The 22,545-nt window shown below is 65.9% G+C and carries 19 protein-coding genes, 2 tRNA genes and 2 pseudogenes; 5 read left to right on the plus strand and 18 right to left on the minus strand.

The genetic code is table 11. The annotated features are described in order from the left end of the window. Window positions 1-59 precede the first annotated feature (59 nt). The 4 genes and pseudogenes from RT91_RS22615 to RT91_RS20740 all read right to left on the minus strand — a co-directional run bounded on the left by RT91_RS22615 (window position 60) and on the right by RT91_RS20740 (window position 1,248). Window positions 60-263, minus strand: a complete 204-nt coding sequence (locus RT91_RS22615) for a hypothetical protein (RefSeq protein WP_240314318.1) — start codon at window positions 261-263, stop codon at window positions 60-62. Window positions 264-312: 49 nt separating this feature from the next. Then, a pseudogene (locus tag RT91_RS22620) lies at window positions 313-423 on the minus strand (IS5/IS1182 family transposase); the annotation flags it as partial. Window positions 424-574: 151 nt separating this feature from the next. After that, window positions 575-871, minus strand: coding sequence for a transposase (locus RT91_RS14745; protein WP_082468623.1), 297 nt, complete (start codon window positions 869-871; stop codon window positions 575-577). Window positions 872-1,086: 215 nt separating this feature from the next. Next, on the minus strand, window positions 1,087-1,248 hold the full coding sequence (locus RT91_RS20740) for a LuxR C-terminal-related transcriptional regulator (RefSeq protein ID WP_082468624.1): 162 nt from the start codon (window positions 1,246-1,248) through the stop codon (window positions 1,087-1,089). A 617-nt stretch (window positions 1,249-1,865) separates the two neighbouring features. Here RT91_RS20740 and RT91_RS21560 point away from each other — a divergent pair. Beyond that, window positions 1,866-2,078, plus strand: a complete 213-nt coding sequence (locus tag RT91_RS21560; protein ID WP_039888256.1) for a hypothetical protein — start codon at window positions 1,866-1,868, stop codon at window positions 2,076-2,078. 58 nt (window positions 2,079-2,136) lie between these two features. Here RT91_RS21560 and RT91_RS14750 read toward each other — a convergent pair whose 3' ends face one another. After that, window positions 2,137-2,892, minus strand: coding sequence for an HpcH/HpaI aldolase/citrate lyase family protein (locus RT91_RS14750; RefSeq protein WP_007423259.1), 756 nt, complete (start codon window positions 2,890-2,892; stop codon window positions 2,137-2,139). Between the two features lie 112 nt (window positions 2,893-3,004). On the opposite strand from RT91_RS14750, the gene pcp reads away from it, so the two are divergent. Further along, the gene (gene pcp / locus RT91_RS14755) at window positions 3,005-3,649 is read left to right on the plus strand and encodes a pyroglutamyl-peptidase I (RefSeq protein WP_231295267.1); all 645 of its coding nucleotides are present in this window, start codon (window positions 3,005-3,007) and stop codon (window positions 3,647-3,649) included. Between the two features lie 296 nt (window positions 3,650-3,945). Here pcp and RT91_RS14760 read toward each other — a convergent pair whose 3' ends face one another. The 4 genes from RT91_RS14760 to RT91_RS14775 all read right to left on the minus strand — a co-directional run bounded on the left by RT91_RS14760 (window position 3,946) and on the right by RT91_RS14775 (window position 9,332). Further along, entirely contained in the window at window positions 3,946-4,806 is an 861-nt protein-coding gene (locus tag RT91_RS14760; protein ID WP_007423261.1) for an alpha/beta fold hydrolase, read from the minus strand. Then, window positions 4,807-6,741, minus strand: a complete 1,935-nt coding sequence (gene acs / locus RT91_RS14765) for an acetate--CoA ligase (protein WP_035188030.1) — start codon at window positions 6,739-6,741, stop codon at window positions 4,807-4,809. Between the two features lie 84 nt (window positions 6,742-6,825). After that, the gene (locus RT91_RS14770) at window positions 6,826-9,099 is read right to left on the minus strand and encodes an NADP-dependent malic enzyme (RefSeq protein ID WP_012039939.1); all 2,274 of its coding nucleotides are present in this window, start codon (window positions 9,097-9,099) and stop codon (window positions 6,826-6,828) included. Window positions 9,100-9,246: 147 nt separating this feature from the next. Further along, a tRNA-Leu gene (locus tag RT91_RS14775) sits at window positions 9,247-9,332 on the minus strand. A 24-nt stretch (window positions 9,333-9,356) separates the two neighbouring features. Here RT91_RS14775 and lipB point away from each other — a divergent pair. Continuing rightward, window positions 9,357-10,043, plus strand: a complete 687-nt coding sequence (gene lipB / locus RT91_RS14780) for a lipoyl(octanoyl) transferase LipB (protein WP_013640656.1) — start codon at window positions 9,357-9,359, stop codon at window positions 10,041-10,043. Between the two features lie 4 nt (window positions 10,044-10,047). Here the strand turns inward: lipB and RT91_RS14785 are convergent, their stop codons facing one another. Next, on the minus strand, window positions 10,048-11,514 hold the full coding sequence (locus RT91_RS14785) for an oligosaccharide flippase family protein (RefSeq protein ID WP_012039941.1): 1,467 nt from the start codon (window positions 11,512-11,514) through the stop codon (window positions 10,048-10,050). Between the two features lie 198 nt (window positions 11,515-11,712). On the opposite strand from RT91_RS14785, the gene RT91_RS14790 reads away from it, so the two are divergent. Both RT91_RS14790 and RT91_RS14795 read left to right on the plus strand, forming a co-directional pair. Beyond that, window positions 11,713-11,805 (plus strand) — tRNA-Ser (locus RT91_RS14790). Between the two features lie 151 nt (window positions 11,806-11,956). Beyond that, window positions 11,957-12,763: a phage integrase central domain-containing protein gene (locus tag RT91_RS14795; RefSeq protein WP_035188035.1), complete on the plus strand. Its 807-nt coding sequence runs from the start codon at window positions 11,957-11,959 to the stop codon at window positions 12,761-12,763. Between the two features lie 79 nt (window positions 12,764-12,842). On the opposite strand, the pseudogene istA reads toward RT91_RS14795, so the two are convergent. The 8 genes and pseudogenes from istA to RT91_RS14835 all read right to left on the minus strand — a co-directional run. After that, a pseudogene (istA, locus tag RT91_RS14800) lies at window positions 12,843-13,912 on the minus strand (IS21 family transposase); the annotation flags it as partial. 119 nt (window positions 13,913-14,031) lie between these two features. Beyond that, the gene (gene iolB, locus RT91_RS14805) at window positions 14,032-14,826 is read right to left on the minus strand and encodes a 5-deoxy-glucuronate isomerase (protein ID WP_012039960.1); all 795 of its coding nucleotides are present in this window, start codon (window positions 14,824-14,826) and stop codon (window positions 14,032-14,034) included. 31 nt (window positions 14,827-14,857) lie between these two features. Then, entirely contained in the window at window positions 14,858-16,696 is a 1,839-nt protein-coding gene (gene iolD, locus RT91_RS14810; protein WP_035188038.1) for a 3D-(3,5/4)-trihydroxycyclohexane-1,2-dione acylhydrolase (decyclizing), read from the minus strand. Next, window positions 16,693-18,603, minus strand: coding sequence for a 5-dehydro-2-deoxygluconokinase (gene iolC, locus RT91_RS14815; RefSeq protein WP_035188042.1), 1,911 nt, complete (start codon window positions 18,601-18,603; stop codon window positions 16,693-16,695). The genes iolD and iolC overlap by 4 nt, the downstream gene beginning before the upstream one ends. Window positions 18,604-18,671: 68 nt before the next feature. Then, window positions 18,672-19,475 carry an ATP-binding cassette domain-containing protein gene (locus RT91_RS14820; RefSeq protein ID WP_007421524.1) on the minus strand — a complete coding sequence of 268 codons (804 nt, stop codon included), beginning with the start codon at window positions 19,473-19,475 and terminating at the stop codon, window positions 18,672-18,674. Window position 19,476: 1 nt separating this feature from the next. Beyond that, complete coding sequence (locus RT91_RS14825) at window positions 19,477-20,535, minus strand: ABC transporter permease (protein WP_231295269.1); 1,059 nt, start codon at window positions 20,533-20,535, stop codon at window positions 19,477-19,479. An 89-nt stretch (window positions 20,536-20,624) separates the two neighbouring features. Further along, the gene (locus RT91_RS14830) at window positions 20,625-21,587 is read right to left on the minus strand and encodes a sugar ABC transporter substrate-binding protein (RefSeq protein WP_035188044.1); all 963 of its coding nucleotides are present in this window, start codon (window positions 21,585-21,587) and stop codon (window positions 20,625-20,627) included. A 164-nt stretch (window positions 21,588-21,751) separates the two neighbouring features. After that, on the minus strand, window positions 21,752-22,540 hold the full coding sequence (locus tag RT91_RS14835; RefSeq protein ID WP_035188047.1) for a TIM barrel protein: 789 nt from the start codon (window positions 22,538-22,540) through the stop codon (window positions 21,752-21,754). Between the last annotated feature and the right edge of the window lie 5 nt (window positions 22,541-22,545).

A 22,545-nucleotide genomic window follows, 5' to 3' on the forward strand; every position in this document is an offset into this window, starting at 1 on the left:
AGGAGGACGGCGGCGATGCGCCCCAGGTCATCCGCGACGGCGTGGATCTTGGTCGTCCGTCACCCCCTCGACCGGCCGATGGCCTGGCGTTTGCGCCCCCCTTTACCGCCCGCGGCCGCGCGATGTGCCCGAACCGAGGTGCTGTCCACCATGGCGATGCGCGGGGGATCCGCGCAGGCGACAAGGGCCGCGAAGATCTCCTGCCAGAGGCCACGCTGGCTCCAGCGGTTGAACCGGTTGAACACCGTGGTCCGCGGCCCCATAAGCCTCCGGAAGTGCGCGCCACCGCAAGCCCTCGCGAAAGCGATGCAGGATGCCACTCAGAACCCGGCGATCGTCCACCCGCGGTTTGCCGCCGAGCTTGGGCAACAGCGGCTCGATCGCAGCCCATTGCGCGTCGTTCAGCCAGAATAATTCCGCCATGATCCAAACCCTCCGTAGAGACTTGAATCAAAACTCCCGTAGTCATGGCAATAGGTACGGAACCTAGTCCTAGGTTCTGGACTCAGCAGACCCATGCCGTGACGGCGAGGACGAGACATCTAACGGCAAGAACGTCACGTGCGGCTTTGTCCTAGCGTGTGACGATGGCGCGCCGGTCCTTGAGCCTGCAGAAGGCGCACTCGATGAGATTGCCCAATCTGTAGGCGACGGAGTCGAAAGCCGGTATGGCGCGGCGGTGGGGCGTCGTCGAGATCACCAGCCTTGTGCCCTGCCTGGTGAGGAAGGCGCGGAGGTCATCGGCGTCGTAGGCCTTGTCGGCGATCAGGTCTTCTGGCGGCGGCATGGTCGGCAGAAGCGATCGGGCGCCGCTGATGTCGGATACCTGTCCCGGCGTCAGGAGGACGGCGGCGATGCGCACCCTGCTCATCCGCGGCGGCGTGGATCCTGGTCGTTCGTCCACCCCTCGATCGGCCGATCGCCGCCCATCTCGTGTCGTTCAGTCAGAAGCGGTCCGCCATGTTCCAAGCCCTGCGTGGAGGCTTGAATCTAACGCTCCGTAGTCACGGAAATGGTACAGAACCTCGAGCATTTTCCGATCCTTCCAGATCGGATGTAATGCTCGATTGTATTGATAAAGATGCTCTAACCGAACCCGGTGCCGCGAAAGCGGCGCTCGACCGCGTGGCGCACCAGCTCCTTTACATCGGCAAGCCCGAGTTTGCCGCGGATCCGCGTGCAGTTGTTGGCGATCGTCTTGTAGCTCACCCCCATCGCATCGGCGATCTGGCCGATCGAATTGCCCATGCCGAGCAGATGGACGATCTCCGCCTCGCGCGGCGAGAGCGTGGCGTCGACCTCAGGCTCTCGGGACGGCTTCTGGCCAGCGCGCGCGACGACATCCGGATCTGAACACCGTCACCACCAGCATCGCACCGGCATGGCCTCGGCGTGTCGAACTCTATCTTGGTGAGAGAGAGTTGCGGACCGACATCGTCGTGCAGGTCACGGCAAGGTCGACCCGCTCTTCCTCCTGAATCCGGTCCATCTGATCCTGAGCTGGCGTGCCTCGGCCGCGCGTGCCGCGAGGCCGCGCACCAGACCGTTGAAGGCGGCGACCAACGAGCGCCGTTCACGCGGGCCGGCGGTGCGGCCGGCGCGCAGATCGGCGATGCCGCTTGCCAGCTTGGCGAGCGGCGCCAGGATCCAGCCGATCAGCCGCCAGCCCAGCAGCAGGGAGACGCCGACGAAGAGAACGACGAACAGCGTGTCATCCGAGATGTTGGCTCACACCTCGGATGTCTCGTCGCGCGCCGAGAGATCCAGCACGATGATGTCATGGGCTCCCGCAGTCGCGACGCCGCGAGTTCCCGGCGCGCGGAATCGTAAAGCACGATGCGGATGTTGCGCGAGCCGTCGAAGATATGCACGAGGCCGCGCAGAACGCCGTTGTGATCCGGCCGGTCGCGCAACAGCCGGAAATTGTTCAGAACGGTTGCTTTCGCGACCTCCTGCGCCGCGTTCAGCTCGGCATGCACCTGCCGTCATCCGTTCCAGATGATGACGGCGCCAAGCGTGACCAGGATGATGCCGAACATGACCCGCATGCGCAGCGACATGAAAGTTGCCGCGCATGACCTCGCCGGCACGGGGCGCATCAAATCCGGCAGTCTTGCCGGGGCGGCGGCATCGGCGTCAGGTCCCTCCGTGGAAGGCTTGCACCGCCGCCGAGGCGCCCTGCGCGATGAAGGCGGCATCCGAGCCGACGGTGACGAGATCGAAACCCGCATCGACCATCTTGCGCGCATAGGCGGCCGAGCCCGTATGCACCGCGGCACGCTTGCCGTGGTGTTTGGCGCGGGCGAGGATATGCAGGATCGCGTCGTGAACGGGAGAGTCCACCGGATCGAACCGCGGCGCCTCGCCGAGCGACAGCGCGAGATCGCTCGGGCCGATATAGACCGCGTCGAGTTCCGGAAGCGAGACGATGTCGTCGATCGCCTCGAGCGCCGCGCGGGTCTCGATCATCGCGAAGCCTGTCACCATGTCGTTGGCGCGCTGCGCATAGTCGGCGCCATGGATCAGCGCGGCGCGGATCGGGCCGTAGCTGCGCCGGCCGCGCGGCGCGTAGCGCAGGCAGGAGACGAAGGCTTCGGCCTCGGCGCGGGAATTGATCATCGGGCAGATCACGCCGAGCGCGCCGGCGTCGATCGACTTCATGACGATGCCGGGCTCGAACCAGGGCACCCGCACCATCGGGATCACCCCGGTCGTCGCGATCGCGGTGAGCATCCGAACCGCGTCGCCATACTCGATCAGCCCATGCTGCATGTCGACCGTCAGGCTGTCCCAGCCCTGACGCGCCATGAGTTCGGTGGCGAACCCGGCCGGAACCGACAGCCAGCCGTTCAGCACGGCACGGCCCGACTCCCAGATTTGCTTGAATGTCATCCGCTCCTCCGCTCGATGAGCGGGCAGAATTCCACACTCGCGCGGCGGAGACAAACTGGGGTAGCGCCGCTGCCCGGTGGCGTCGGCATGCGCCGGTGCCTATATCGAAGGCATGAAAATCCTCGTCACCGGGTTCGAGCCTTTCGGCGGCGACAGCGTCAATCCCTCCGCCCTGCTCGTCGAGCGACTTGCCGCGGAACCTGTCGCCGGCACCGAGATCCGCCGGCACGTCCTGCCCTGCGCGTTCACGCCGCTCGAAAGCGCCCTGCGCGAGGCGATGACGGACTGGGCGCCCGACGTGGTGATTGGTTTCGGCCTCGCCACCGGACGATCGGGCATCAGCATCGAGCGGGTGGCCATCAACCTGGTCGACGCCCGCATTCCCGACAATGACGGCAATGCGCCGATCGACGAGCCTGTCGCCTTCGACGGCCCCGCGGCGTATTTCAGCACCCTGCCCGTCAAGGGCGCGCTGCAGGCGGTGCGCGCGGCCGACATACCCGTCGCCGTCTCGCATACCGCGGGCACCTTCGTGTGCAACGCCACCTTCTATCTCGCGCGGCACATCGCGGAGACGATGGCCCGGCCGGCTCTGGTCGGGTTCGTGCATGTGCCCTGCTTGCCGGATATGCCCGCCGCCCAGGACGGCGCCGCATCCCTGCCACTCGATCGGATGATCGCGGCAGGCCGCGCCGTGATCAAAGCGTGTCTCGACGGCAACACCGGACCGCGAATTAGCGGCGGAACGATTGCATAGATTGCGATTTCCGCAACATTTGGCTACAAAATCATGGTGTTGCCGATCTGACACAAAAAAATCCCCGCCGGCGGACCGGCGGGGAAGTCAACAGGGAGGCTTCACGTCTGGGAGACGTCGGGATCCGAAGATCCCTATCCGGTCGGTCAGGACCGGATCACTCGCGGCATCTCTGCCGAACTCTCGACCGGAGCAACCGGCCTGTCTGTCACATAAGACGGCACAGACGGGAATAAAGGGTTCACTCTGTGAACCCGCCATGAATTTATCGCATAACCTGCATAAGTCGCCTTTCGTCAGACCGCGCCCGCAAATTCGGCGAGTTCCCCGTTGAACCGTTCGGCAAATTCGTATTGTGGCGTGTGACCGCATTCCGGATACAGAGACAACCGTCCCTCAGGGACAGTTGCGGCGATATGCTCGGCCATCGACGGCAGAACAATCGCATCCTCATCCCCCTGGGTGATCAGCACCGGACGGTCGAGTTCGGCCAATGTCCTTGTGAAATCGAGCGTCCGCATCAGCAGGAAGGCGCGGATCGCGGGTGGCGTGAGCGCGAACGCGACCAGCGCGCGCTCGGCATCGGCCGGCGGCAGCGGGCGATGCGTGGTGGCGTGGATCACGCTGCGCGCCCCCTCGATCATCACGGCGGGATCGTCGCTGGCCGCCATCAAGGCCCCCTCGATGAAGCGGCGACCGATATTGACGGGCGGGTTCGACGAAATCACGGCGGCACCCACGAAGTTTACAGCGCTCACATTCTTGGTGCCATGGCGGGCCAGATAATCGCCGATCACGTAGCCGCCATAGCTCGCGCCCACCAGAACCGGCCGCCTGAGCCCGAGCGCGATCATCACCGCCGCGATATCGTCGGCCCAGTGGGCGCTGGTCTGGTACATCGCGGGGTCGAGCGGCTTGTCGGAAAACCCGTGCCCGCGCAGGTCGACGCAGACCAGGCGGAACCGCTCGCGCAGCGTGCTGTCGAACTGCGACCGCCACGCGAGGTAGCAGGACGACCAGCCATGGATGAACAGGATGGGTTGCGCGTGCTCGCTCCCCCATTCCCGCACATGCAATCCGACACCGCCCGAGCCCATCACCCGATGGACCCGGCCGGCCTCGTGCTCGATCATCCCGCTCACTTCGGCGCCGGTCAATCAGGCCATCCGGTTGCGGACAAGATCGTCGACCACCGCCGGGTCGGCGAGGGTCGAGGTATCACCCAGGCTGTCGGTCTCATTCGCGGCGATCTTGCGCAGGATTCGGCGCATGATCTTGCCCGAGCGCGTCTTGGGCAGGCCGGGCGCCCACTGGATCGCATCCGGCGCGGCGATCGGGCCGATTTCCTTGCGGACCCACATCACCAGTTCCTTGCGCAGTTCCTCGGTCGGCTCCTCGCCGGCGACGAGCGTCACATAGGCGTAGATGCCCTGTCCCTTGATGTCGTGCGGGAAGCCCACCACCGCGGCCTCGGCCACCTTGGCGTGCGCGACCAGCGCGCTCTCGACCTCGGCCGTGCCCATCCGGTGGCCGGAGACGTTGATGACGTCGTCTACCCGGCCGGTGATCCAGTAATATCCATCCTCGTCGCGGCGGGCGCCGTCGCCGGAGAAGTAGAAGCCCCGGAAGGTCGAGAAATAGGTCTGGATGAACCGCTCGTGATCGCCGTAAACCGTCCGCATCTGGCCGGGCCAGCTGTCGGCGAGGCAGAGATTGCCTTCAGTCGCCCCTTCCAGGACGTTGCCGTCGCCATCGACCAGAACCGGCTTCACGCCGGGCAGCGGCAGCGTCGCCGAGCCTGGCTTCTGGTCGATCGCGCCGGGCAGCGCCGAGATCAGGATGCCGCCGGTTTCGGTCTGCCACCAGGTATCGACGATCGGGCAGCGCTGGTCGCCGACGACGCGATAGTACCAGAGCCAGGCTTCAGGATTGATCGGCTCGCCGACCGAACCCAGCACCCGCAGCGAGGCGCGCGAGGTCTTTTTCACCGGCCCCTCGCCGTCGCGCATCAGCGCGCGGATCGCGGTCGGGGCGGTGTAGAAGATGTTGACCTTGTGCTTGTCCACCACCTGCCAGAAGCGGCTGGTGTCGGGGTAGTTCGGAATCCCCTCGAACATCAGCGTGGTGGCGCCGTTGGCGAGCGGACCATAGACGATATAGGTATGGCCGGTCACCCAGCCGACATCGGCGGTGCACCAGTAGACCTCGCCGTCATGGTAATCGAACACATACTGGTGGGTGAAGCTCGCCCAGACCATGTAACCACCGGTCGTGTGCAGCACGCCCTTGGGCTTGCCGGTGGAGCCGGAGGTGTAGAGGATGAAGAGCGGGTCTTCGGCATTCATCGGCTCGGGGGGGCAGTCGAGCGGCATGGTCGCCGCCGCCTCGTGATACCAGACGTCGCGGCCGTCCTGCATGTCGACCTGGCCGCCGGTCGCCTTCACCACGACAACCTTCTTCAGCATCGGGCAGGATTTCGCCGCGGCATCGACATTGGCCTTCAGCGGCACCTTGCGGCCGCCGCGGCGGCCTTCATCGGCGGTGATCAGGACCGAGCTGTCGCAATCCTGGATGCGGTTGGCGAGGCTGTCCGGCGAGAACCCGCCGAACACCACGGAATGAACCGCGCCGATGCGCGCGCAGGCGAGAATCGCCACCGCCGCCTCGACGATCATCGGCATGTAGACGGTGACGCGGTCGCCCTTCCGCACGCCGAGCGACTTCAGCACATTCGCCATGCGGCACACTTCGGCGTGCAACTCGCGATAGGTCACATGCTTCTGTTCGCCGGGATCGTCACCTTCCCAGATGATCGCAACCTGGTCGCCGCGGGTGGCGAGATGCCGGTCGAGACAGTTGGCCGATGCGTTCAGCACGCCGTCCTCGAACCACTTGATCGAGACATTGCCGGTGAAGGTGACGTTCTTGATGCGGGTCGGCGGCGTCATCCAGGTGATGCGCTTGGATTCCTCGGCCCAGAACGCCTCGGGATTTTCCGCCGCGCGGCGCGCCATGTCGTCGTATCTCGCACGATCGACAAGCGCGTTAGCGGCGATCTCCGGCTTCACGGGAATGGTTTCGGGCTGCGACATGCCTGGTTCCTCCTTAAATTTCTTTCGAGTATGGCAAGTTTCCCTGAAATCTGAAAGTGCTGCGGTGCAAAAACCGCAGCGCCGTTACCCCGCCATCAGCGCGGCCTCCATCGCGGCGACAGCGCTCATGTTCACGAGGCCGCGGGCGGTCACGCTCGGGATCGCGATATGTAGCGGCTTCGACAAGCCGAGCAGGAACGGGCCGACCGTCACCGCCTCGCCAGCGGCCTTGAGCAGGTTGAAGCCGATATTCGCCGCGTCGATCGAGGGCATCACCAGCAGGTTGGCCGAGCCGGTCAGCCGGCTGTCGCACACCGCGCGGGCGCGGATCGGTTCGAACAGTGCCGCGTCGGCGTGCATCTCGCCATCGACCTCGAGTTCCGGATCCTGCGCGTGGATCAGCGCCAGCGCCCGGCGCATCTTGCGCGCGGAGGCCGAGTTCGACGCCCCGAAATTCGAATGCGACAGCAGCGCCACCTTCGGCGTGATCCCGAAATGCGAGACCATTCCCGCCGCCAGATGGGTCATCTCGGCGATGTCCTCCGACGAGGGGTCCTCGTTCACATGCGTGTCGCAGAAGAAGAGGTTGCCGCTCTGCAGGATCAGCGCCGTCATCGCCGATACCCGCTTGATCCCAGGCTTGCGCGGAATGATCGGCATCGCGTAGCGGAACTGGCGCGACCAGTCGCCGAGCCCGCCGCAGATCGCCGCATCCGCCTCGCCGGCGGCGAGCAGCATCCCGGCGGCCACGGTCGGCCGGCGCGAGAGCTGGCGCTGCGCCGCATCCGGCGGCACGCCGCGGCGGTTGACGATGTGCTGGTACGTCTCCAGCAGCCGGCGGAACAGCCCCTGCTCGCGCTCGAAATCGACGATGCGGAAATCCTGCTCCGGCTTCATCCGCAGGCCGAGTGCGGCGATCCGCTGCATGATCGCCGCGGTGCGGCCGACCAGCAGCGGCGTGCCCATCCGATCGTCGATCACGCTCTGGGCGGCGCGCAGCGTGCGCTCGTCCTCGCCCTCGCCATAGACGATCCGCACCTTCGCCGAGCGCGCGACCTCGATCACCGGGCGCAGCAGCAGGCCCGAGCGGAACACGAGGCGTTCGAGATCGTGCTGGTAGACGTCGAAATCCGCGATCGGCCGGCGCGCCACTCCTTCATCCATCGCCGCCCGCGCCACGGCAGGGGCGATGTGCAGGATCAACCGCGGATCGAACGGCTTCGGAATGATGTAGTCCCGCCCGAATACCGGGGCGACGCCGCCATAGGCCGCCGCCACCGTCTCGGAGGCCTCGATCCGCGTCAGCTCCGCGATGGCGGTGACGGCGGCGAGCTTCATCCCTTCGGTGATGGCGGTCGCCCCCACGTCCAGCGCGCCGCGGAAGATGAAGGGAAAGCACAGCACGTTGTTGACCTGGTTCGGAAAATCCGACCGCCCGGTGCAGACGATCGCATCCGGCCGGTGTTCCGCCACCAGCTCGGGGCGGATTTCCGGCTCCGGGTTGGCCAGCGCGAGGATCAGCGGGTTGGCGGCGAACTTGTCCAGCCATTCCGGCTTCAGCACGCCGGGGGCGGACAGGCCGAGGAAGATGTCCGCCCCGTCCAGCACTTCCGGCAGGGTCCGCGCCGCAGTGTCGCGGGCGAAGGGCTCCAGCGTCTCGTTCAGGTTCGGCCGGCCCTTGTAGATCACCCCCTCGATATCGGTCATCACGATGTTCTCGGGGTTGGCACCGAGCGCGATCAGGATGCGCACGCAGGAAATCGCCGCCGCCCCCGCGCCGGAGGTGACGATCCTGACATCGTCGATCGTCTTGCCCTGCACGATCATCGCGTTCTGCACGGCGGCGCCGACGATGATGGCGGTGCCGTGCTGGTCGTCGTGGAACACGGGGATGTTCATCCGCTCGCGCAGCGTCTGCTCGATGCGGAAACATTCCGGCGCCTTGATGTCCTCGAGATTGATGCCGCCGAAGCTCGGCTCCAGCGCCGCCACCACCTCGATGAACCGGTCCGGGTCCGGCTGGTCGACCTCGATGTCGAACGTGTCGATCCCGGCGAATTTCTTGAACAGGACGGCCTTGCCCTCCATCACCGGCTTGGAGGCGAGCGCGCCGATATTGCCGAGGCCGAGCACCGCCGTGCCGTTGGTGATCACCGCGACGAGATTGCCGCGCGTCGTGTAGTCATAAGCGGTATCGGGATCGTCCTTGATGGCGAGGCAGGCCGCCGCCACGCCAGGAGAATAGGCCAGCGCCAGGTCGCGCGAGGTTTCCATGCGCTTGGTCGGCGTGATCGCGAGTTTGCCCGGCCGCGGATGGCGGTGGTAATCGAGTGCGGCCTTGCGAAGCGTTTCATCCATATCCGGTGCCCCCCTGAGTGGAGCAAGAATGCGCGATCAGGGCGGCCCGGACAACCGGGCTTTCACATGGCAGGATAGCGATGACGAATTTGTCAGCAGGCGAAATGACCTCGCCCGGTGCGAGCCCGGCGTCCCGGCTCGGAAATCTGGTGCGGTCGAGAAGACTCGAACTTCCACAGGGTTTCCCCCACAAGCACCTCAAGCTTGCGCGTCTACCATTCCGCCACGACCGCCTCGTAGCGGGAGCGCTATAGCCGATGGATCGCGCGGTATCAACAACCACGAATGCGGTCGAATGGGCAAAAGCGCCCGGATTGACCGATTATCCCTCTGCGCTGGCGGAAATGCAGGCCCGCGCGGCGGCGATCCGGGCGGGAGAGGAGGCGGAGCGGGTCTGGCTGGTCGAGCATCCGCCGCTTTACACGGCGGGAACCTCGGCGCGGGACGCCGATCTGCTGCACCCCGGCGATGCGCAGGTTTTCCGCAGCGGGCGCGGGGGGCAATGGACCTATCATGGCCCCGGGCAGCGCGTGGCCTATGTCATGCTCGACCTCTCCCGGCCGCACGGCCGCGTTCCGGCGCGGGATGTGCGCGGGTTCGTCGCCGGGCTCGAAGCCTGGCTGATCGACACGCTGGCCGGGTTCGGCGTGCGTGGCGAATTGCGCGAGGGGCGCGTCGGCATCTGGGTGGCCAACCCGTTGGGCGGCGAATCGAAGATCGCGGCGATCGGCGTGCGGGTGTCGCGCTGGGTCAGCTATCATGGGATCGCGCTGAATGTCGCGCCGGACCTGGGGCGATTCGGCGGCATCGTGCCCTGCGGCATCAGCGAGCATGGCGTGACGTCGCTGGCGGCACTCGGCGTCACCGCGACGCTGGATGCGGTCGATGCGGCGCTGGCCCGGTCATTCGAGCGGGTCTTCGACGCGGCGCCGCAGCCGGTTTGAGGTTTCAGCCGGCGATGGTCAGCACCGGACTGCGACGGAAGGCCGAGGCCAGGCGGCGGGCCATCCCGATCAGCCGCCAGGGCGCGAGCGCCATGAGCACCAGCAGGAACACCGCGCCCGCCACGCTCGCGCCCAGCACGAGTTGCGACAGCAGCCCGATGCCGGGCGCCACCGCATGCAGGAACGCGGCGGTCGCGAGGCGGGCGGCGACGAGGGCGGTAATCGGCGCGCCCATCAGCCGCAGCAGCGGCCAGCCCGACTGGCCGATCCCGATCGACAGCGCCGGCAGCAGCAGCAGCGCGACGACCAGGCCGCGGGCGGACAGCGCCCAGGCGAGCGGCACGAGCCCGTAGGGTGCGGCGAACCAGGCGGCGAGCCCGATGGTGCCGGCATTCAACGCCGCAAAGATCGACACCAGCCCCGGCCGGCGCAGGGCGGTGAGCATCGGCTTGACGAAGGCGTAGATCGTCGAGGCCGGCACGATCAGGCTGAGCGCCGCGAACACCGGCGCCGCGCTGGCCCAGCGCGCGCCGAACATCAGCACCACAAGGGGGTGTGCGACGGCACCGCTGACGGCGGCGGCGGCCAGCGAGAGGATCGCCAGCGTATCCATCAGCGCCGAGGCAACGGCATACCGCCGTTCCTGGTCGTCGCGCACGGCCACGAACACGGGGAGAAAAACCTTGCTCGCCGGCAGGATCGCCAGTTCCTGCAGCACTTCGGCGAGGCGCTGGGCAATGCGGAACTGCCCCACGGCAAACACCGGCACGCGCATACCGACCAGCACGACATAGCCGGTATGGGCGAGATAATCGACGAACGCTGCCCCCATCATCGGCAGGTTGAAGCGCAGCGCCGCGGCGAGAGCGTCCCATCGCGGCGGCCGAGGCGGATGCCAACGGGCGGCGATCGATGCCGCGACCGAATAGAAGCCGATCCCGACCATCCTCTGCACGACAAGGGCCGCCAGCCCGTAGCCATGGAAGACGAGTTCCAGCGCCACCGCGCCGCCCAGCATCGTGCTGCCCAGCGACATCAGGCTGAGCGCGCGAAACCGGAACGCCTGGGCGAGCCTTGCCGCCGGCACGATAAGGAACGCGCCAAGAAGGATGTTGAGCGACAACGCCCGCATGACCCAGCCAAGCGCCGATGCCTGATAATACCGGGCAATCGGTCCGGCAATGGCGAAAAGCAATCCGGTGACAACGAGCGCAAGGAGCATCTGCGCCCAGAACGCCCCCGCCTCCACGGTCCGGTCTCCGGGGGCGGCCACAACCTGCTCACCCGCGCCGCCTGCCGTGACCATGCGCGCAAGTTCGGAAATCGCGGACGCCAACGCGACGATTCCGACATCCTGCACCGAGACGTGGCGGAGCAGCACGACAAGGATGGCGAATCCGAAACTCCGCTCGCCAAGGACGGTGAGCAGGTTCCACGCCGTGCTCCTTGCCGCGCCGCGCTGAAGACTCATACCCGCCACCGGCGAGGCAACATGCCTCGGCACACAGATGCGCGACTTTCACGATCGCAGGGCGAGATACAAGTCATGATTGTCAAGCTACATCTTGGTGCGAATTTTGCCCACCCGGTGCGACAACCAGAGGCAGCGCCCTTTACGAATGCGGTGCGCCTCACTAGAAACATTTTTGCATACGCCGTGACCCTCGGCGGAGGGGTGGCCGAGTGGCCGAAGGCGGCGGTTTGCTAAACCGTTAGACGATGTAGAGTCGTCTCGTGGGTTCGAATCCCATCCCCTCCGCCAGTTTCGCTTTTCACGCGATCTCAATCAGTCTCAACCACCTGAAATCTCTTCACTTTCCTCCGTGACGGTGTCCTAATCCGTCTCACGAAATACCCCTCAATCCCGGGGCGCCCTGGGGTCGGATGCGGGGTATGGGACAGGAAGCAGGGGTATGCTCACCGACATCGCCATCCGCAAGGCACAGATCCGAGACAAGCCATACAAGATGTTTGATTCCTATGGTTTGTACCTGCTGGTCACGCCGGCTGGAGGAAAGCTCTGGCGCTTCCGCTACAAGATCGGCGGCAAGGAGAAATTGCTCAGCATCGGCCCCTACTCCGAGGTGATGCTCTCCGCAGCGCGGGATGCGCGCGACGAGGCCCGGGCAGGCCTGCGCGCTGGTCGCGATCCCTCGCTGGTGCGCAAGCAGCTGCGCGCCCAGGCGGCCAATGACGACCGCAAGTTCGAGAAGGTCGCAAGCGACTTGCATACGCTGAACAAGTCCCGCTGGACCGAGCGCCACACGGCGGACGTGATGATCAGCCTCGAGCAGATGGTTTTTCCCCTCCTCGGCACTGTCGACGTCGCGGAGATCACGCCACCGATGGTCCTCGACGTCATCCGGCGAATCGAAGCGCGCCCGGCGCTGGAGACCGCGCGCCGGGTCCGCCAGCGGATGTCGGCGATCTTCCTGTTTGCGATGGGGCTCGGGCTCGCAACCACCGACCCTGCGGCGATGATCCAGAAAGCCATGGCGCCGATGACCAAGGGGCGGCAACCGGCCGTGGTCACGCTGGAGGAAGCCCGGGAGGCGCTGGCAGCCTGCGAGGCGATCCCTGCGCACCCGGTGACCCGGCTGGCGATGCGGTTCCTCGCCCTCACCCATGTCCGACCCGGAGAGGTGCACGGCACACGGTGGACCGAGTTCGAGGGGCTGGAGGGAGACGAACCGCTCTGGCTGATCCCCGCCCACGGATGAAGATGAAGGACGCCCACAAGGTGCCGCATGGCTGGCGGGCAACATTTTCCTCGATCATGAACGAGCGGTTCCCGGCTGACCGGGCGATGACCTCAGCCCCGGCCACGACCAGCACCCGATCGACGAAACCTTTGACCAATACGTCCCGGAAGGCATAGGTCGCCGGCACCGAGTAGTCGTTCATCCGATAGCGGACCAGCGCCGTCGACGAGACCCGCGCCGGCTTCTTCTCGCAGGGCTCGAACGGTCCCGCCGGCAACACCCTCAATGCCGCGAGGTCGCGCAGCAACCGCTCGCCAATCGTCTCTTCATGGCGTCCAGAATGCTCATCCTGCCGCGCCAGACAGCGCGCTTCCAGCGCCGCGTTCAGGGCATCGAAGCTCGCCGCATGCGGCAGCGGCGTCATGAAGCGCCGCTGCGTATACTTCACCAGCCCCTCGACTTTCCCCTTGTCGTTACCTTTGCCAGGGCGGCCAAACCGGTCCCTGAACAGGTAGTGGCTGATCAACTCCGTGAAGGCGCGCGTCCGCGCCCGTTGGCCATCGCCAAGAATCCGCGCCACCGCCAGCTTCGTGTTGTCGTAGAGGATCGACAGCGGCACCCCGCCAAAGAAGGCAAAGGCCGACACGTGGCCGTCCAGAAACGCCTCCGTCGTCTCCGCCGGATATGCCTTCACGAACGGGGCATCCGAGTGCGGCAGGTCCATGCAGAAGACGTGCATCACCGTCCCCACACCGCCGATGAAGCCAATGCACTGGCCGAAATCCACCTGCGCATGCCCAGGCGGATACGAAGCGGCACGAATGCCTCGCGTGGCCGTGCCGGCCGGACGTAATCCTTCACCACGGTGGAGCCGCCCGTATAGCCGTGCTCGTCGCGCAGACGCTCAAATATCCGCCGCGCCGTGTGACGCTGCTTCACCGGCGCCGCCCGATCAGCCTCCAGGATCGCGTCGATCACGAGGATGAACGGCCCAAGCTTCGGCTTCGCAGGAGGCTGCTCACGCCGATACCCTGGAGGCACAGAGAACCGGCAGATCTTCGCCACCGTCTCCCGGTTCAGATCAAAGACACGCGCAGCCTCCCGCCGGCTCCGCCCCTCGACAACCACAAATTGCCGAACCGCCGCATAAACCTCTACTGAATACATCCCCGGCAGCCTCTCCCTCCATTCGGAAAGAGGCAACTCTAAAAGTGGCCGGCTTTTGCCCCGCCACGCGGCAGCATGATGCCGCCGCTACATGGCCTACTTTTCCACCGCCGCGTACACTACTTAGCGATACCCAATTCAGGGTCCGGCAGGAAACGCCATTTCCTGAGCGGCCCGGCCATCACGTTGAGGTAATACATCTCGATGCCATACGGTGCCGCACAGGGATGATGGCCACGCGGGACCAGGACGACATCGCCGTCCGAGACCGCCATCGTCTGGTCGAGCGCGCGATCATCGGTGTAGACCCGCTGGACGCCGAAGCCCGACGCCGGGTTCAGGCGATGGTAGTAGGTTTCCTCGAGATAGGTGATGCGCGGATCATCGTCCTCGTCGTGCCGGTGGCTCGGATAGCTCGACCAGTGGCCGGCCGGCGTGAAGACCTCGGTGACCAGCAACGCATCGCAGTAGTCCTCGGCTTCCATCGCGATATTGTTGATGTGGCGCGTATTGGTGCCCTCGCCGCGGGCGGTCAGGACGATGCCCTCCGGCCCGATCCGCCGCGCCGCGTGCCCGCCCCTGCCCGGCGCCGAACAGACCGCGACGACGCAGTCCGTTTCGGCTACGAGCGCCCATTCCGCGCCGTTCGGCACATAGAGACTGTGCGGCGGGGATTTCTCGAAGACACTCATCCGCTCGCCAAGCACGCCCCAATCCCGCCCGGCAGCGCGGATCGACGCCTTCCCCTCGACCATCACGAGGATCACCTCGTTGCCGCCGGTCGCCTCCGCGGCGAACTCGCCGGCGCGCAGGCGGTAGAGCCCGAAGCCGACATGCCGCCAGCCGGCCGCGGCGGGGGTGATATCGTGCACCTTGCCGTGAGTGCCAAAGGGTTTGCGCAACAGGTCGGGCATCCAGGGTATCCTGTTCTCGGGACGGTTCGGGTCAGTCGACGACACGCTGGGCGGCCGCGTTGCGGTTGTAGCGCGCCCGCGCCTGTTCAAGCCGCTCGGGGCCGCCCGCCTGCGGTACGGCAACATCCCACCAGTGGCCGCCGGCGCCTGTGCCGGGAGCGGGATCGGTATCGATCACCAGGACAGTCGGGACGGCGCGGCCACGCGCCGCCGCGATGCCGGCCTCGAGCGCCGCGATATCCGTAACCTTCTCGGCGTGAGCCCCCATCGCGGCGGCATGGGCGACAAAATCGATCTCGGGCTGAACCTCGACATTGCAGTCCTCGTAGAGATTGTTGAAGGCGGCACCGCCGCATTCGGCCTGCAACCGGTTGATGCAGCCATAGCCGTGATTGTCGGTCAGCACGACGGTGAAGGGCACCCGCCGCATCACCGCGGTGGCGAGTTCCGAATTCGCCATCATGTAGGAACCGTCGCCGACGAAGCAGATCACCTCGCGGTCGGGCGCGGCCAGTTTGACGCCCATCGCGCCGGCGACTTCGTAACCCATGCAGGAATAGCCGTATTCCATGTGATAGCCGCCCGGCGACGCCTGCCAGAGCACCTGCAGCGCGCCGGGCATGGTGCCGGCCGCGCACATCACGATGCTCCGCTCGGTTGCCGCGCGCTGCACGGCGCCGATGACCTGCGCATCGGTTGGCAGCGCGTTGCGATGGACCTCTGCGGGCGGCGCGGTGACGGCGGCGACTTTCGCATGCCAGGCGCGGCGGGCTTCCGCGTCGAAATCGGGCGCGCGGTGTTCCGTCAGCGCCAGCGACAGCGCGTCCAGCGTCGCCCGCGCATCGCCGACGATCCCTGTCGCGCCGTGCTTGTTCGCGTCGTAGCCGGCCAGGTTGATCGAGACGAGGCGCCGCGCCGGATTGGCAAACACCGTCCAGCTTCCCGTGGTGAAATCCTGGAAGCGGGTGCCGACGCCGAGAACCAGGTCGGCCTCGGCGCAGAGCCGGTTGGCGCAGTCCGAGCCGGTCACGCCGGGGGAGCCGAAATTCCGTTCGTCCTGCCAGGACACGGCGCCCTTGCCCGCCTGGGTCTCGACGAGGGGGATGTTGTGCTGGGCGGCAAAAGTGGCGAGGCGTTCCTCCGCGCCCGAGTGGATCACCCCGCCGCCGGCGACGATCACCGGCCGGCGCGCCGCGCGCAGCAGGGCAGCGACATCCGCGACTTCGCGCGGATCGGGTTCGGGGCGACGAATGCGCCAGGTCCGGGGGGCGAAGAAGATTTCGGGATAGTCGTAGGCCTCGGCCTGCACGTCCTGGCAGAAAGCGAGGCAGACCGGGCCGCAATTCGCCGGATCGGTCATCACGCGCAACGCGCGCGGCAGGGCGGTGAGCAGGTGCTCTGGCCGTGCGATCCGGTCGAAATAGCGGCTGACCGGACGGAAGCAGTCATTGGCGCTGACAGTGCCGTCATCGAAATCCTCGATCTGCTGCAAGACCGGATCGGGGCGGCGGTTGGCGAAGACGTCGCCGGGAATGAAGAGGACGGGCAGGCGGTTGACATGGGCGAGCGCTGCCGCGGTGACCATGTTGGTCGCACCCGGCCCGATCGACGATGTAACAGCCATCGCCCGGCGGCGTGCCTTCGTCTTGGCATAGGCGATGGCGGCATGAGCCATGGTCTGCTCGTTCTGGCCGCGCCAGGTCGGCAGGCGATCACCGATGCCGTGCAGCGCCTCGCCCAGCCCCGCCACGTTGCCATGGCCGAAGATTGCCCAGACGCCCTCGATGAAGCGTTCACCCTCCTCGGTCATCTGCACGGCGAGCCAGCGCACCATGGCCTGCGCCGCCGTCAGCCTGATCGTGTTGCTCATGCCGCCTTCTCCCGTGCCTGGGTCCGCGCATCGTCCCAGATCGCGCAAAGCCGCGCGAAGCGGCGCGCCATCTCGGTCACCGCCGTGCCGTCATCCATCTCGCCCGTGAGCCAGGCGCGCGCCACTCCGGCAAAGATGGTGCGCCCTACAGCGAACCCCTTCACCAGGGAAAAGCCCGCCGCGACCGCGAAGCTCGCCGCGAGATCGGCTTCCGGCGCATCAAGGCCGAGTACCACGATGCCGCGCGTGTGGCGATCATGCGTCTCGATCGCGGTGCAGGCGGCATCCCAGGCGGCCAGGCTCGCCATCGGTTCGAGCTTCCACCAGTCGGGATAGATCCCGGCGGCGTAGAAGCGGCGGATCAGCGCCGCGGTGGTGCCATCATTCACCGGGCCGACCTTGGAGGGAATGATTTCCAGGAGGAATTCCAGGTCATTGCGGCGCGCGGCCTCGAACAACCGCCGCACCGCCGCTTCCTGGGTTGCCCACATGGCCGCATCGTCGTCTGGGTGGCAGAAGCAGAGAACCTTGACGATGTTTTCCTTCGGCCACTCGGACAGGCCGCCGCAATCACTGCCGAGCGCGGGCTCGAAGGCGAGTGGGCGCGAGCCGGGCCACTCGCAGGGCCGACCGATCCACAGCCCCGAGCCGGAGGCCGCGTGCAGCGCGCGTCGGCCGATCCGTTCATCGCACAGGATGCCGTAGCCGGGCCGGCCGGCCTGCACCGAGAGCGCCGCTTCCAGGCAAAGCCGCTTGAAGGCACCGCCTTTCTGCGCCGTATAACCGTCCATCTCCTCGAACTGGGCGCGATGGTCGAAAGCAAAGATCCGGTAATCCGCGACGCCGTGCGGCCGGGTGGTCGACCAATGAAGCCGTTCAAGTTCGGCGTCATGCCGGAGAGCGGGTTCACGGACACCGCGCCGGAGAAAAAATGTCAGTTCCTCAAGCGAAGGATAAGATGGCGTACAGCCATGGCGCGAAACCGCGAAGGCGCCGCAGGCATTGGCGTATTCCAGAGCCTTCGGCCAGGTTTCGTCATCGAGCCACCCCTTCAGCAGGCCGGCGAAAAAGCCGTCGCCGGCACCGAGAACATTGAACACCTCGATAGGAAAGCCAGGCCCGGTCTCGCCATCCTCAATCCTGGCCGGGATCGGACCTGTGAAGGCCACCGCCCCTCTCGCACCGCGCTTGCAGATGAGGGTCGCCCCGGTCAGCGCGCGCACCGCCCGTAACGCCGTCAGCGTGTCAGGCGAGCCGCCGGCGATATGGAACTCCTCCTCGGTGCCGACAATCAGGTCGAACAACTCCAGCGTCATCTGCAACTTCGCGGTTACCGCCTCGCTTTCGACATAGCGGCTCTCGCCCGCGCCATGCCCGGCCACCCCCCAGAGATTGGGGCGGTAGTCGATATCGAGGGCGGTTCGCGCGCCATGCGCCCGCGCGAGCCGCAGCGCCTTCAACACCGCAGCCTCGGTACGGGGATGACTGAGATGTGTCCCGGTTGCCAACACCGAGCGCGCCTCGGCGATGAATCCCTCGTTGATATCGTCCTCGCAGAGGGCCATGTCCGCGCAGTTCTCACGGTAGAAGATCAGCGGAAACTGGTCTTCATCGCGGATGCCCAGCAGCACGAGGGCGGTCAGCCGCGCGGGATCGGTGACGACGCCGCGCACATCCACGCCCTCGCGGGACAGCTGTTCGCGGATGAAGCGGCCCATATGCTCGTCGCCGACCCTGGTGATCACCGCTGATCGCAGCCCCAGACGCGCCGCGCCGCAGGCGATGTTTGTCGGCGAACCGCCGATATATTTGTCGAAAGAACGCATATCCTCGAGCCGCCCGCCGACCTGGGCGCCATACAGATCGACCGAGGAGCGGCCGATCGTGATCACGTCGAGCGCCTTCATACGCCTACTCGCCGCAAGCCGGGTCGTTTCGCCATCGTTCAGGGTCTGCTGAGTTGCTGCCGGCACGATCAGGCGCCTTGTGGCTGGGGTCTGTTGAGTTCGTGCTGGAGCGCGTTGAGCCCGGCACCGCCAGCCATGTGGAACATAAGGTTTTCGAGGGTGAGGCCGTCGCGGGCAGCGTCAAGTTCGACCTCGCCGCGGGCGAGGATGATGAAATGGTCGCCGACCATGTAGGCGTGGTGCGGATTGTGGGTGATAAAGATGACGCCGGTACCGTGTTCGCGGGCGGCCTGGGCAATGTAGCGCAGCACGAGGCCGGACTGGGCGACGCCGAGGGCCGCGGTCGGCTCGTCGAGGATCAGCACCCGTGCGCCGAAATGGATCGCCCGCGCGATCGCCACCACCTGCCGCTGCCCGCCCGAGAGCGTGCCCACAGGCTGGTCGAGATCGGCGACATGGATGCCCATCCGGCGCAGTTCGCGGTCGGTGATCTCCCACATCGAGGCGATGTCGAGCCGGCGGAACGGACCACGCCCGATGGTCAGTTCGGACCCGAGAAAGAAGTTCCGCCAGATCGGCAGCAGCGGCACCAGCGCCAGTGTCTGGTAGACCGCCGAGATGCCGCGATCCAGCGCCTCGCGCGGGGAGCCGAACGTCACCGCCTCGCCATCCACCGCGTAGGTGCCCGTGCTGTGCTCGCGCAGCCCGGCGATGATGCTGATCAACGTCGACTTGCCCGCACCGTTGTCGCCCAGCACGCAGGTGACCTCACCGCTGCGCACCGTCATGCTGACGCCGCGCAGCGCGCTGATATTGCCATAGCTCTTGCCGATATCGGTGAGCTGGATGATCGGCGCGGATCTCTCGCTCATCTCACTTCCCTCCGCTCGCCCGCAGACGCAGCCAGGTGTTGACCACCGTCGCTGTCAGCAGCGTCGCGCCGACGAAGAACATGAACCAGTCGGGATCCCAGTCGGCATAGATCACCCCTTCCGTCGTCATCCCGAAGATGAACGCCCCGAAGCCCGAGCCGATCGCCGAGCCATAGCCTCCGGTCATCAGGCAGCCGCCCACCACCGCCGCGGCGATGTAGAGCAGTTCGTTGCCGACACCGGCGCCCGACTGCACCTCGTTGTATTCGAACAGCATGTGCATGCCGAGAAACCAGGCGCTGAAGCCCACCAGCATGAACAGCGCGATCTTCATCCGCCGCACCGGCACGCCCACGGCCCGCGCGCTCTCGTCGCTGCCGCCCACCGCGAAGATCCAGTTGCCGAAGCGCGTGCGCAGCAGCACCCAGGTCGCCACCAGGATGAACAGGAACCAGTAGAGGATCGCGATGCTGACATCAGCGCCGCCAATCCGGAAGGTCGACGCGAAGATCGCGTGTGCCGAGGCAAAGCCGGGCACATGGCTGATGTCCCCGGTCGCGACATTGCCGGTCACCAGCTTGGTGAGCGCGATGTTCAGCCCCTGCAGCATCAGGAAGGTGGACAGCGTGACCAGGAAGCTGTGCAGCCGCGTGCGGATCAGCAGGTAGCCATTCAGCGCGCCGATCGCCAGTGAAACCAGCAGCGCGAACACGATCCCTGCCCACATATTGCCAGCCACCTTCGTCGCGAACATCGACGCTGCCAGCGACGACGTCGTCACCGCGACACCCGCCGTCAGGTCGAACTCGCCGCCGATCATCAGCAGCGAAACCGCAACCGCCGGAATCCCGATCGTCGCTGACTGATACAGCACCGTCGTGAACGCATCCACCTGCCGGAACGGCGGCGCCACCACGAAGAACAGAACAAAGACCAGTATGGCCCCGCCCAGCGCGCCGGCCTCTGGTCGCTTTAGGGTCTTCCGCCAGAACGCCTGCTGAACCAGCTGCGGGTGCGCAGTGCGCGGCGCATCGTTCCCGGTCATTGTTCCATTGGTCATGATCGTCATCTCTCCTCCCGCTCGGCGCTTCGCACGGCCGGCGCCATCATCGGCGCCAGCCGGCGGGAAGCCTCAGGATCGGGCCAGGATCAGCGGGTGCCGCGTTTCGCGAACTTCGCGACCGCCGCGATATTCTTCGACGTCACGAAGGTTGGGCCGGTCAACACCGGCTTGCCGCCCCCGACCACGTCTCCATTCGTCTTGTAGAGCCAGAGGAAATCGACGGCCTCGTAGCCCTGCACGTAAGGCTGCTGATCCACCGCGAATTGCAGCTTGCCTTCCTGGATCAGGTGCACGGCCTGGGGATTGAGGTCGAAGGTTGCAACCTTCGCCTTGCTGTTAGCCATCTTCACAGCCTGGATCGCCGTCGGCGCAAACGGCGCACCCAGCGTCACCACATAGTCGATGGCGTGGTCCTGCTGCAGCTTCGCGACAATCCGAGACTGCGCGCCGGCCATATCGTAGCCGTTCACGTACAGCACCGACATCTTGCCCTTGAACGTCTTCTTGATGCCGTCGCAGCGCGCCTCGAGCTGGATCGCGCCCTGTTGCTGGTCGACACAGACCACGCTCTTCGCGCCAAGCTCATTGAGACGATCACCCACCGCCTCGCCGGCGATCGTCTCGTCCTGGCCGACATACATCATCATGCCGGCCTTCTTCCACTCACTCGTGCCCGCGTTGAAGCCGACGACCGGAATTCCCGCCTTCTCCGCCTGCGCCAGCGCGGGATCCTCGGCGTCCGGGAAAGCGAGCGTCGCCGCGATCCCGTCCACATGCTGCTGCGTCACGTTCGTGATCAGCTGCGCCTCGCCCGAGGCGTTCGGGTTGTTCAGATAGACCAGCTTCACATGGTCCTTCTTCGCCGCCGCTTCCGCACCCTTGCGAATGATGTCCCAGAACGTGTCCCCAGGCTGCGCGTGCGTGATCATCGCAAACGTGTATTCCGGCGCCTTCGCCACCGCCGTCCCCGTCATCCCCGCCAGCGAAACACAGCCAAGCGCTACACCACCCAGCAGGCCCGCAAGCATACCCGTCCAGATCGTCCTCATCCTCATACCCTCCCTCTCACGCAGGCCGCACCATGCTACGCCCGCAAATATTTTTGCAACTTTATTGTTTATGCAAAAAATCACTCAGCCACGCCTGCGTCAAGCAAATACTTGCCAGTTGATAAAAAAATTTTCGCGATCAGCGCACGACGCGGCAAAGCACCTCAAGCTATCCCCTGAGCGACATGAGCAAAGCTGGCGCGGAGCGCCGCTTCCGGATCAGGATCATCATGCACCGAACGCGCGAAGGGCTCGATGCTCACCGCGCCCGCATAGCCACCGGTCGCGAGGGCGCGGAGCTGACCGATATTGTTCAGACGATCCATCTCATCGACGAGCGCGCGGTGAGCATCCAGCATGTCGTTCAAAGCCAGATCAGCTTCCCTGACGCCCGAAATATGGACAAGGCCAGTGTACTCCGGGAAAAATTCCCTCTCGCCGGCGAGGTGATGATGGAATGTGTCGTGCACCAACTTGCAGACATCGCTGGCGCCGGCTTCCCTGATTGCCTCGATCGCCTCCCGTTTCGTCCGCAACGATGAGACAGGAAAGCCCAGCGGCTCGACCAGACCAGTAATGCCATATTGGCGCAGGATCGGCACCAACTCGCGCAGGGCAGCGACCAGATCGCCATGCGGCACCGGCGTGCCATCGTTCAACGGGCACATGACGAGCGCCCGCGCACCACAGGCCTGCGCATAATCCACAAGTGCAAGCGCGCGCGCAGGCACGTCCCCCGACCAGACATTGAAGGGGTAAAGCGCATTGATCGAAAGAATATCGACCCCGGATGCTACGGCCGCAGCCCTGACGGCGCCGGCCGGCATCGTGCCGACGACATCCGGAAGGTCGTTGCGGATCTCGATCGCCGGCATCCCGAGGCGGCGCGCAAGACCGAGGAAATCGGCAAGAGAAAGTTTCGGTGTTGCAATGTGATTGAGTGCGAAGCGCATGAGAA

The organism is Acidiphilium sp. JA12-A1, assembly GCF_000724705.2.
GTDB lineage: Bacteria > Pseudomonadota > Alphaproteobacteria > Acetobacterales > Acetobacteraceae > Acidiphilium > Acidiphilium multivorum.